We start from the raw sequence: 11997 nt of genomic DNA on the forward strand, positions 1-11997 counted from the left end.
ATCAATCTGCAGATTGATTGCCTGGGTAACACAATTATGGAGGATGAATGTCTGAGCCACTGGGCTTTAAGACCCCTGATGATGTGCGAAAGTACATCAAAGATAACAACATTCAGTTCGTAGATGTCCGCTTCTGCGATCTACCTGGCATCATGCAGCACTTCAATGTGCCTGCACAAACTTTGCCATCTGATTTCTTTGAGACTGGCCAAATGTTCGATGGTTCATCGATCCGCGGTTTCCAGGCAATTCATGAATCAGATATGAAGTTGATTCCAGATGTAACTACCGCTTTCTTGGATCCGTTCCGCAAAGAAAGCACATTAGTAATGAACTTCTCAATCCGTGATCCCTTCACAGACGAGTTCTACAGCCGTGATCCCCGTAACGTAGCTGCAAAGGCAGAGGCATACTTGGCTACGACCGGTATTGCCGACACTGCATTCTTTGCCCCTGAAGCAGAGTTCTACATTTTCGACTCTGTTCGCTACAGCACTGCACAAAACCAGGCATTCCATCACGTAGATTCAATCGAAGGTGCATGGAACACTGGAGTTGAGTTCAATGCCGATGGAACTGATAACCGCGGCTACAAGACCCGTTACAAAGGTGGCTACTTCCCAGTCTCTCCAACAGATCAGTTTGCCGATTTACGCGACTCAATGGTTCAGCGTTTGACGCAGGTTGGCTTGCTAGTTGAGCGTGCACACCACGAAGTTGGTACCGCAGGTCAGATGGAAATCAACTATCGCTTTAACACCTTGCTAAAGGCTGCTGACGAAGTCATGCTGTTCAAGTACGTCATCAAGAACGAAGCTTGGGCTAATGGGAAAACTGCAACCTTCATGCCAAAGCCGCTCTTCGGTGACAATGGTTCAGGTATGCACGTCCACCAGTCTTTGTGGAGCGGTGGCAACCCACTGTTCTATGACGCAGCTGGATATGGCGACCTATCCGACACCGCTCGCTGGTACATCGGTGGCTTGTTGAAGCACGCGCCATCTTTGCTCGCGTTCACTAACCCAACCGTCAACTCGTACCACCGTTTGGTTCCAGGCTACGAAGCACCGGTGAACTTGGTGTACTCACAGCGCAACCGCTCGGCATGTATTCGTATTCCAATCACTGGCACGAATCCAAAAGCCAAGCGTATTGAGTTCCGTTGCCCAGATCCATCAAGCAACCCGTACTTGGCATTCTCTGCCATGCTGATGGCCGGCCTTGACGGTATCCAGAACAAGATTGAGCCACATGCTCCAGTGGACAAGGACCTCTACGAATTGCACGGCGCAGAAGCTGCCGCAATTCCACAGGTCCCATCGTCACTTCCTGCAGTATTGGATGCGCTTGAAGCAGACAATGCCTACTTGCAAGCTGGTGGAGTCTTCACTCCGGACTTGATCGAAACCTGGTTAGATTACAAGCGTGCCAACGAAGTTGACTACGTTCGCTTACGTCCACATCCAGCAGAGTTCGAGTTGTACTACGACATCTAGTCCATAATGAAATAGCCCCCGGCCAGTAATGGCTGGGGGCTATTTTTTAGTAAATTGATGGGTAACTAAATGCTTCTGAAAGTTAGAGCAGTGGATTGTCTGGCTTATTTTGCAAGTTTGCCGAATACCAATCAGCGGTGGCAGCCAGGCCGTCGGCCAGCGAATAGCGCGGGTTGTAGCCAAGTGATCGCATCTTCGAGATGTCTGGACATCTGCGAGGAGTTGCACCGAGCGCTTGTTCACCCGGCACAACTTCAAACTCGTAATTCAATACGTTGCCTAGAAGTTCAACAACTTCCTTGATCGATACTTCGTGATCATTGCCAATGTGATATACCTGACGATGCTCGCCATTTTCATACATCCTGATGATTCCATCAACGACATCTTCAACATAGGCAAATGCTCGGGTCTCAGATCCATCGCCCTGAATTGTGAATTGATTTTGATTTTCGGCGCGTAGTTTGACTCCTCGCTCAATGAACTGTGGAATCACATGTTTCCAACCCATGTCCGGACCATAAACATTGTGTGGGCGAAATACTTGAACTCGGTTAAAGAAATCTAAGCCGTAGTTGAAGGCAATCAACTCTGAAACAATCTTGGAGCCACCGTAAGAATAGCGAGGATTCAAGCTATCCGGCAGCATTAATGGAACCTCTTCAGGAGTCGGCACCATTGGTGGTGTTTGATACACCTCGGCGCTGCTTGCAACTACAAGATTCTTAACTCCAGTAGCTCGGCACGCATCAACAACGGCTAGTGCTCCCCTAAGGCCAACATCTAAAACCAACTCTGGTCGGGAATAGAAATTCTCAGTTCCGTTAATGGCTGCCAAGTGAAAAATAACTTCAGCATCAGAAAAGGCTTCTTCAAGGGCCTTTGCGTCTCGTACATCGGTTTGCCAAAAGTCAATCTGGTCAAGCACAGGTTCAAGTCTGCGCTGTTCCCCACGAGCTAAATTGTCAACGGCTGCTACTTTCCAGCCCTGTGCAACGAGTGCGCGGGTGAGATATGCGCCGATGAAGCCGCCAGCTCCGGTTACTACACACTTCTTCATCGATTAACCGCCTCGCTCGCTTGTCCGAACATTAATTCATGAGCGGCTTCAAGGCCCCCAACCGAGAAATACCGATCGCCACGATCCTCCGGCCTAATCCTGGCGAAGTGATTCCAGTAATCGTAAATCAGCGAATCCTTATTCATGTAGCCAAGCAACTCTTCGATTCTCAGCTTGGCAAAAGCTGGATTGTTATTGGTAATTAGTAGCAGGTCAACATCTGCGAGTGCATCAGTGATGTTATCGGTGAAAACCGCGTTGCTAAACATTGCCTCAACCTCATCGCGCAGAGTTGCTGGGTCATAGATTGAGACCTGGGCATCGGGCACTTCGGCCAAAACTGCTTGGTGTACTAGGGCCGCCATAGTTCCGCGCAAATCATTGGTTTCGGGAATTCCCTTGAATGCCACTCCAAACATCGCAATCCGACTTGGCAGCCGGCCCGTGCGGGCTTTGTAAATACGGCAAATGTTGGCAATAGTTTCAAAGGGTTGGACTTCATTTACTTTGCGGGCTGCCTTAGTAATGCCTAATTCAATGCCAAACCTGCTCAAGGATTCGTTCAGAATATGCGGATCCTTTTCCAGACATGGCCCACCGACTAATCCAGGGATAGCGAGATTAGTGCGGGGATACCCCAATTTTCCGCCTTCAATGACATCCATTGCATTTACGCCAAATGGCTCACAAGCACGGGCAATTTCATTAGCAAATGCGAATTGCACATCTCGATAAGTGTTGTCCACCAACTTAATGATTTCTGCAGTCTCAAAGCGGGGGAACTGAACCACTGTTGGAGTGAGGCGATGAAAGAAACGGGCCGCTGCCTCTCGGGATTCAGGATCATCCGATCCAATAATCTGTGGAAGCCTTTGTAGTTCTTCGAGTGCCTTTCCTTCCAATGTGCGCTCCGGGCACATTGCAAGCAGGTACTGCTTACCGGATTCATCCAAAATTGGCTTGACTACTTCCCGGGTTGTGCCAATTTTCACAGTGGACCGGAGCATAACAAGTGCGCCATCTCGCATGTTTGACGCAACTTCACTTGCTGCATTTCGCATGAAGTCCAATCGGGCAGCCCCATCGGGTCCCAAAGGCGTACCAACTGTAATGATGTAAACCTTGCAGTTAATTTCTGGTGCTAAGGAAGTTGTCGCTCGAAGGTTGCCCTTTTTCAAAACTGACTTGAGCATGTATTCAAGACCCTGCTCATGAAAGTGTGGCTCACCAGCATTTGTTTTGTCGACAACATCTTGACGACGCTCAACACCGAGAACTTTGAGGCCAGAATCGGCAAGCGCTGTGGCCAAAGTTAAGCCTACATATCCAAGCCCGATAATTCCGACATCAAATTCGTTTTCGGCAAGCGATTTATTGGTAGCTAGGGTGGCATTTGGCATGCGACAAGCCTATCCCACCTAGCCCTCAATCAAAATTTGCAATATCACCAAGTTTTAACCGATGTCCTCTAGAACGGCTCAATGTTTTTGTAGTCAACATTGTCCTGAACGGACTGGTCATTTTGGTCATCAGAATTGCCGTCTGCCCTTGTTTCAGCCTGCACCAACATCGTGGGTTCTCGTCGATCATTGACTATTCGAACGCCGAATACCACTAACAGAATGCCAAGTGCTAGCGAGGCCAATGCCCCACTTGTTCCGTGCACATACTCAACGAGCATCCGCACGCCGCCAGCAAACATTCCGATAATGCCACCGGCCAAATAGGGCCACGCATGACCTTGAAGGTAAAAAACCAGTAGCCCGAGACCCAAAATGACAAGAACGCTGCTACTTGCCCAGACTTTCAGGTCAAATCCCATTCCTTGAAGTCCGGAGAACATCGCGACAATACCTAGCACTTGACCAACTACTTTTTCGTGCAAGTAGTCATAGTGCTCCAAGGCAATCCATAGCAGACCACCAGCAAAAAGAATGGCGGACCCAAGGCGCGCGGGACCGACCTGATCAGTGTCGTTAGTTAGGGCGATAATCAACTGCCCGGAGCCGATTGCCATTGCAGCAGAGGGAGCAGCCATTGCGACCTGTCCTAGTGCGGAGCCCGAAAGCAGGTATGCAACCGCTCCCACAATTAGCGCACCAGCGCCGACACTTACTGCCATAGCTGGATTTACCCACCTAGCCGGCTCCTGCCAGAGCGGACTGCCAGGATCCAAATAACTTGGATTCTTGGGTACCCATACTTCATTGAGAATTAATCCGATAGTTCCGGCAACGAGCGCTTCAGAGCCGACATACAGTGTTGAACTCAGTCGGCGTCCAGAATCATCTTTACGAATAATGCGCATCCACGAACCTGCCCCAAATAACACAACAGCGCCAGCGCCTAACAGGCTTGGTCTGCCCCACTGACCTAAACCTTCCCACGCCTGATTTGTTAACAAGGCGGCTGCGGCAATAACAAAGACAAAGCCGACATAGGTTAGTGCCTCTGAGATAAAGGATCGCTTGTTGGAGAACTGCACAGCGCCGAATGCAGTGACTGGTTCGGGCTTTTCACTCATAGCCGAATGTACGGCGAGAGCTTGTTCTCGAGTTAACGTCCCTGCATCAATAAGCTCCTGCAGGGCTGGAGCAATTTCTGTACTCATGCTTTTACGGTATCTCGGAAGTGGCAAAAACAAGGAGGACTCAGTTAAGAGATTTGGCTGAAAAGCATTATTTGAGTGTCAGCCCAATTTCGGCTAATCCGCTGGCAAAGCGAAAAAGCCATCGACTCTGTCGTGGCGATCTAGCCAACGTGCGCAGTTGGCGAATCGTTTGCAGCCAATGTGTTGCGATCGGCGTTAATCATCAGCACCCAAACCAATGCTCCCAGCAGCAACAATCCGGCACTCCACATGAATGCGTGGGTGAAGCCGTGAATTAAGGCATCTGCTGGCGGCTGCCCATTAAACAACTGACTTTGGTTTGCCACGATGTAAGCCGATGTCGCTGAAGTAGCTACGGTATTTAAGAAAGCCGTGCCTAATGCGCCACCAATTTGCTGTGAAGTATTAAGGACAGCTGAAGCAACACCAGCATCATGATTTCCGATGGCGAACAAGGCTGTTGCAGAAATCGGTACGAATACCAGGCCCATACCTAAACTCATCAAAATTAGCGCTGGCAGAATAGCGGTCAAGTAATCGCTTTGTGCATCCAAGTGAGTTAGTAATGCTAGACCGCCGGAAGCCATCAACAGGCCGATGAATGAGATCCAGCGGGCACCAAACTTTGGCAGTAACTGCGAAGCCATGCCAGCGCTGATGCCAACACCAACGGAAAATGGCAAGAAGGCTAGTCCTGAGCGAACGGGACTATAACCAAATACCGACTGGAAAGTAATGGACAGGAACAGAAACATGCCAAAAAGGCCACTGCCGACAATGAAGGATGTTAGATAGCTCGCACCGCGATTACGTTCGGTCAGAATTCGAACTGGCAGTAGTGGGTGTGAGGTACGACTCTCGATAACGAAGAAAGCGCTGAGCAGTACTAATGCCGCGCCGAAGTAGCTTAAAGTTTCAGGGCTAGTCCACCCAGTTGATCCAACTTTGGTAATGCCATAAACCAACGAAACCAGACCAACAGTTACAGTGAGCGCACCAGGAATGTCATAACGAGTGTCGCCAGTAGCTTTACTTTCATTCACATTAGTGATGGCTAGCAGCACCGCCACGATTGCAATAGGTACGTTGACACCCAGGCACCATCGCCATGATGCGTACTCTGTTAACAGGCCGCCGAGGATTAGGCCAATTGCCGCTCCGCCGGCAGAGAGTCCGCCATAAACGGCAAAAGCTTTTGCTCGCTCTTTCGAATCTGTAAAAGTCACACTGATTAGCGAAAGGGCCGCGGGGGCCAATAGCGCAGCAAAAGCTCCTTGAAGTGCGCGAGCACCGAATAGCATTTCTTGGTTAACGGCAAATCCGCCAATTGCCGATGCTACTGCAAAGCCAATTAGGGCAATCATGAAAGTTTTCTTGCGACCGGCATAATCGGCAATTCGTCCACCCAAGAGCAATAGACCGCCAAAGGCTAATGTGTAGGCAGTTACGACCCATTGACGGTTTTCCGGAGTAATCCCTAAATCAACCTGCAAACTTGGTAGGGCAATGTTCACAATTGAGGCATCTAGCACCGACATCAATTGCGCAATTGCAATAACAATTAAGGCCCGCCAACGACGCGGGTCTAAATTTTCTGCTGTTACTGGTGTTTTAGATGTGGCTGACATGCCGCTCCCTGTTAAATAGTTGAATCTTCATTCAATCACAGGTGAAGCTACTTAGCGATTCGACACGACTAGAGTGAGGGATGTTATGGCCCGTGCGGAGATCTTTCTAATACCTGGAGTTAAACGACTTATCGTAAGTTGTATTCCAGGTCGAATTGCATATGGGATGCTCGGGCTCTCGACCTTCTTTTATGTTCACGAAGAAACCGGATCTGTTGCCACAGCGGGACTTGCAACTGGAATTGAATCGTTGATTGGCTCATTCACAGCTGGGCCACGAGGACACCTGATCGATCGATTCGGCCAGACTAGACCACTTTCTATCTTGGTCCCACTTTGGGTATTTGTAATTTTTTGTATGAGTTTTGTGCACAGTACAACTGGACTATTAATCGTCAGTGGTCTAATCGGACTTTGCTCTCCTCCAGTGAATCTTTCTGTTCGCCCACTTTGGCGACTGGCTGTCGGGCCCGATCGTCTGCGTAATGCCTACTCGGTGGACACCACAATCATGAATGCCACATTCGTACTTGGGCCTACGCTTGCTACTTGGGTTTCTGTACACATTGGCGGCAAAGAGTCACTCTGGATAACAGCAACTCTGATGGCTCTCGGCGGCGTCCTGCTAATTTCCATGCCGCTATCGCGTAGTTGGGTGCCAGAGCCGCGGTCAGGTGGGTCTATGCAGCTCTGGAAGCACGTGCCGTTCGTAATTATGGCGATTGAAGGTTTTATTTTTGGTTTGGGTTGGGGTCTTTTGGACATTTCGATTCCTGCTACTGCAACTTTGAATAAGAATCCAACGATGTCTGCGTGGTTGCTCGGAATCCTGACGGGTACAAGTATTTTGGCTGGACTAATTGTCAGCGTACTTAAATCCAGCACAACACCGTTGACCGCTTTTCGTCGGGCCAGTGTTTTGGTTGCCTTGAGCACTTTGCCTCTGGCATTCGTCGATTTTGGCTGGCAACTTGCCTTAGTTTTGGCAGGCCTGGGATTCGCGATCGGATTTGCTCAGATTTATCACATGGAAGTCCTTGAGGCCGTGCGCCCACAAGGAACCGCCACCTCTGCCCAAGCTTGGTTGTGGACTGTTGAAGGATCAACATTGGCAATTGGAGTTGCCAGCGGCGGCTGGCTAGTCGAGAAGTTCAGTACCGAGTTAGCACTCTCACTGGTAACTGTCGCTTTGTGCTGTTCAACTGCATACATATTGTTTTTCGCTTCTTCGCGGTTACAGTCTGCAAACCGTCCACTAAGTGATTCGGAAGTGGCTCAAGCCGTCTCTAACTTTGAGCATGTGATCGAAGACTGAGTGCCAGTTCTCGGAAATTTTACTGATTTCTGATAATAGGTAAAAAGTCCCGCTGTCTTAGTTAAAATTTCAATTAGCTAAGAAAATTTACGAAAAATAGAAGTGAAGATGGCGAGTTAGATTGGATACAATCTGAAACTGCGTGGTAGATTGTGAGAATTAGAGAAACAATTATGCCTGAAGAGTTAAGTGGAAAAAGGGATACAAATGGCTAAGTCAACTACACGTTCGACCTCAAAAACTGGACTTGAATGGCTACGCGCTCGCATGGACAAACTTGGTTACCGCTCATTAGAGCAAGTGGCAGCAGAGATTGGTATCAATCGAGGCAACCTGTATCGCTACTTTTCACTCGAGACTCGCCCAAGTGTGGCACTGTTGCCCGACTTATGTCGTGCACTAGATGCTTCACCCGCTGAAATTCTTAAGGCGCTCGAGATTCTGCGGCCTAACGAACGCATCTGAACCAAATAGTTCGCAAGGATCGGTCAAAATACTCATAGCCGAGCCGTAAACATCACGATGATAAATTCGTCCAGGCACGTTAGCGCCTTGGTACATACTAAAGAATGCCCAGTTAATGGCTTTTAAAAGATCGTCTCGGCAAAACTGCAACACTTTGGTGATGTCAGAAGTCAGGCTCATTGTTAGCACAATACGTGGCCCGGGCAGGCAATTAACTATAGGAAACTCGCAATTCTCACTCAGAACTAATTCGATCATTTCTGCACATCCTTAACTATTTGCTGGTGGAGATAAATCAGCACTGCCAAGTAAACAGATCCGCTCTGACACTTTTGGATTCGTCAGACTATTGCCGATTTCATTGAAAAAATGAGGCGCTAACCATGGCTAGGGCGCAAATTGTCATCACTGCAAATGTCAGCCAAAGTACCGACTTAGATAGTCGTCCACCCACAAAATCTCCCATGATGTTTTTGTTCAGAGAAATTTTGCGAATCAAGAAAACCAGTGGAACTGCCACTAATCCATTGACGACAGCTGCGAAAATCAAGGCCTTGATCGGATCAAAACCCATCAAGGTAAGTGCAAAACCAATTACTGTGGCACCAGCTATTACGCCATAGAAACCCTTGGCCTCTTTAGCCTTTAAATCAAGACCTTCGGACCAGCCGAATAACTCACTTACCGCATAGGATGCCGAGCCGGCGAGCACTGGAATGCCCAACATTCCCATTCCAACGACTCCCAGGGCAAAGACTTCTTTGGCAAACGAACCAGCGAACGGCTCGAGTGCTTTTGCGGCATCAGCAGCGGTGCCGATATTGGTGATTCCATTTGGATGTAGCACCGTGGCTGTAGTTAGCATCATGAACCAACTGCCCAGTTGCGAGATAACCATGCCTGATGAAGTGTCGAGTCGGATTTCCCTAATTGTTCGACGTTTTTCATGTTGGCGCTGGGCATATTCAAGCTCTTCAACTTCTTCAGCGGCTTGCCAGAAAAACATGTACGGACTGATTGTGGTACCAAGCACGCCAACAATGACATACCAGTAAGCGAAATTCCATTGGAACTGCGGAACGAAAGTTGCTTTCGCAATTTCTCGCCATGGTTCATCCACAATTAACGCAGTAACCACATACGCCAGGAGAGCCAGGGCGAAAATCTTCAAAATTCGTGCGTACCAGTGATAGTTAGTAAAGACCATTAGGGCGACAACCAGGATTGTAAAAATTGTTGAAATCAGAACTTGTGGAACATCGATGAGTAAATGTAACGCTGCACCTACTGCGGCAATGTCTGCCCCAATATTGATTATGTTGGCGAACAAAATTAGGCCGACAACAGTTATCAGGACTCGTCTGGAAAAGTTCTCAGCGGTCACCTTAGCCAGACCTTTTCCAGTGGTTGCACCAATGCGTGCAGTCGCTTCTTGGACAGCGATCATTAGTGGTAAGCAAAGCGATATGGTCCACATTTGTCCATAGCCAAATGCAGCACCGGCTTGCGAGTAGGTGGCGATGCCAGATGGATCATCGTCAGCAGCGCCAGTAATTAAGCCAGGACCGAGGATACGCATCCATCTTGGGTGCTTGCGCACTTTCCGCACTGGATGCTCAGTCATATCAGCACCCTAACTTGCTCCCAGGGGATTTACTCAGACTTCGTTAAATTCCACAAACTTGGGAGTACTGCACCTGCAATGAGCGCCTTGACAACATCACCAATCAGAAACGGAGTCATGCCTGCAGCAATTGCATCTTTAGGTGACATGTCATTTGCATAAGCAAGCCAACTCACACCAAGCAAATAGATCGCTGCGGAGCCGGCAACAAATGCTGCAACGGTATCTAGTCGATTTCGACTATCGCCACGAGCTGCGCGTCGACCAACTATGTAAGAGGCAACAATGAAGCCAACTAAGTAACCACCAGTTACTCCAGTTACCACTTCACTGCCACCCTTGTGCTCAGCCAAGATTGGTAGTCCTAGCCAAGCCAGGCCAACATAAAGCGATTGTGCAACTACTGCGCGCTCAGCCCCCAAGGCTGCTGCACCAGCAAGTACTGCAAATGTTTGCAAAGTTAATGGGACTGGGGTAAACGGCAATGGGATTGATACTTGTGCGCACAATGCGGTAAAGGCAGTCAATCCCAAAACGAGCCCTAGATTACGAACAAGAGTCTGGGACTTGCTAGCTGCCTTAACTACCCAGGTATCTCCCAGAACGGTTACCGATGATTGCGCGCTCATTTATCCTCCAAAGTATTAAAAGTCACTCAAAGTTTAGCGTTTACCCGTTATTGCACTGCTCTTCGCCACGAAACCCCAAAATTTAATCCGAAGAGGTGCTAGGTTGCCAACTATGGATCAACGGCGAACTCCATACGCTGACGCGATTGCCAAATATGCCAGTGAACAGTATGTGCGACTTGGAGTCCCAGGGCATCAAGTAAGTCATTGCGCACACCCGAAGTTAAGTGAATACTTTGGCAAGCACATTCTTAGCCTTGATGTACAAACTTTGATTGATGGAATTGACATAGGGGCATACCCGACTCCGTTAGATGAGTCGCTTTTGTTGGCAGCACAGGCTTGGGGCGCTAACCGTACCTGGTTCTTAACCAACGGCGCATCAATGGGAAATCTGATGGCATGTTTAGCACTTCGCGCGCTCGGAAATCGCATCGTTTTACAACGCAGTGTGCACTCGTCGGTTATTGACGGGCTGGCATTTAGTGGCCTAGCGGCATCCTTCATAATTCCATCTGTCGATAAGCACTTAGGTATTTCTAATGGGATCACTCCGGTACAACTTCGTGAGTCCTTATCCCAAACTCCAGACGCAGTTGCTGCCTATGTGGTCACACCAAGTTATTTTGGCGCTGTTGCAGATGTGGCCGGATTAGCGGAAGTGGCACATGAATTTGGTGTTCCCCTGGTTGTTGATGAGGCATGGGGTTCACATTTTGGCTTTCATACGCAGATTCCTGCTAATGCCCTTTCGCAAGGTGCCGATGTGGTAATTAGTAGTACGCATAAATTAGCTGGCAGCCTGAGTCAATCTGCAATGCTGCACCTAGGTGATAGTAAGTTTGCCCAAACTTTAGAGCCCTTATTAGATCGTGCCTTTAAATCTTTGCAAACTACAAGTGTTAGCTCACTGCTTATTGCCTCACTTGACATTGCCCGAATGACAATGGCAGTACATGGCGAAGAATATATTGGAAACAGCCTTAACTCTATGGAGGCGTTGCGAGAAGAAATAGCAGACTCAAACCGATTCAACGATATCGCTCCCCAGCTAATGCACCATGATGACGTAGTCGCTCTCGAACCACTTCGAATTGCAATCAACACATCAGTTGGTGGGATTAGTGGCTACTCAGCCCGAGCCCACTTGTTTGATGACTTCAATATTC

The 11997-nt window shown here is 48.7% G+C and carries 10 protein-coding genes; 4 read left to right on the plus strand and 6 right to left on the minus strand.

The window, feature by feature from the left end; all coding sequences use genetic code 11:
* The first annotated feature begins 47 nt into the window (after positions 1-47).
* A complete protein-coding gene (gene glnA, locus EBS36_06675) occupies positions 48-1496 on the plus strand; it encodes a type I glutamate--ammonia ligase (protein NBU32830.1) in 1449 nt (482 codons plus the stop codon).
* An 82-nt stretch (positions 1497-1578) separates the two neighbouring features.
* Here glnA and EBS36_06680 read toward each other — a convergent pair whose 3' ends face one another.
* The 4 genes from EBS36_06680 to EBS36_06695 all read right to left on the minus strand — a co-directional run bounded on the left by EBS36_06680 (position 1579) and on the right by EBS36_06695 (position 6795).
* Complete coding sequence (locus EBS36_06680; protein ID NBU32831.1) at positions 1579-2556, minus strand: SDR family NAD(P)-dependent oxidoreductase; 978 nt, start codon at positions 2554-2556, stop codon at positions 1579-1581.
* Positions 2553-3956 carry a nucleotide sugar dehydrogenase gene (locus EBS36_06685; GenBank protein NBU32832.1) on the minus strand — a complete coding sequence of 468 codons (1404 nt, stop codon included), beginning with the start codon at positions 3954-3956 and terminating at the stop codon, positions 2553-2555. Before EBS36_06685 ends, EBS36_06680 begins: the two co-directional genes overlap by 4 nt.
* Before the next feature lie 68 nt (positions 3957-4024).
* The gene (locus EBS36_06690; protein NBU32833.1) at positions 4025-5167 is read right to left on the minus strand and encodes a DUF2157 domain-containing protein; all 1143 of its coding nucleotides are present in this window, start codon (positions 5165-5167) and stop codon (positions 4025-4027) included.
* 140 nt (positions 5168-5307) lie between these two features.
* Positions 5308-6795, minus strand: a complete 1488-nt coding sequence (locus tag EBS36_06695; protein ID NBU32834.1) for a DHA2 family efflux MFS transporter permease subunit — start codon at positions 6793-6795, stop codon at positions 5308-5310.
* A gap of 85 nt (positions 6796-6880) precedes the next feature.
* On the opposite strand from EBS36_06695, the gene EBS36_06700 reads away from it, so the two are divergent.
* Complete coding sequence (locus EBS36_06700; protein ID NBU32835.1) at positions 6881-8110, plus strand: MFS transporter; 1230 nt, start codon at positions 6881-6883, stop codon at positions 8108-8110.
* Positions 8111-8317: 207 nt separating this feature from the next.
* Positions 8318-8575 carry an XRE family transcriptional regulator gene (locus tag EBS36_06705; GenBank protein NBU32836.1) on the plus strand — a complete coding sequence of 86 codons (258 nt, stop codon included), beginning with the start codon at positions 8318-8320 and terminating at the stop codon, positions 8573-8575.
* Positions 8576-8933: 358 nt separating this feature from the next.
* Here EBS36_06705 and EBS36_06710 read toward each other — a convergent pair whose 3' ends face one another.
* Positions 8934-10199: a divalent metal cation transporter gene (locus EBS36_06710; GenBank protein NBU32837.1), complete on the minus strand. Its 1266-nt coding sequence runs from the start codon at positions 10197-10199 to the stop codon at positions 8934-8936.
* 29 nt (positions 10200-10228) lie between these two features.
* Positions 10229-10828: a biotin transporter BioY gene (locus EBS36_06715; protein NBU32838.1), complete on the minus strand. Its 600-nt coding sequence runs from the start codon at positions 10826-10828 to the stop codon at positions 10229-10231.
* 112 nt (positions 10829-10940) lie between these two features.
* On the opposite strand from EBS36_06715, the gene EBS36_06720 reads away from it, so the two are divergent.
* Positions 10941-11997 (plus strand): amino acid decarboxylase (locus EBS36_06720; GenBank protein ID NBU32839.1); only part of this gene is annotated, 1057 nt, incomplete at its 3' end.

It is taken from the genome of Actinomycetota bacterium (assembly GCA_009923495.1).
Taxonomy (GTDB): domain Bacteria; phylum Actinomycetota; class Actinomycetes; order S36-B12; family UBA5976; genus UBA5976.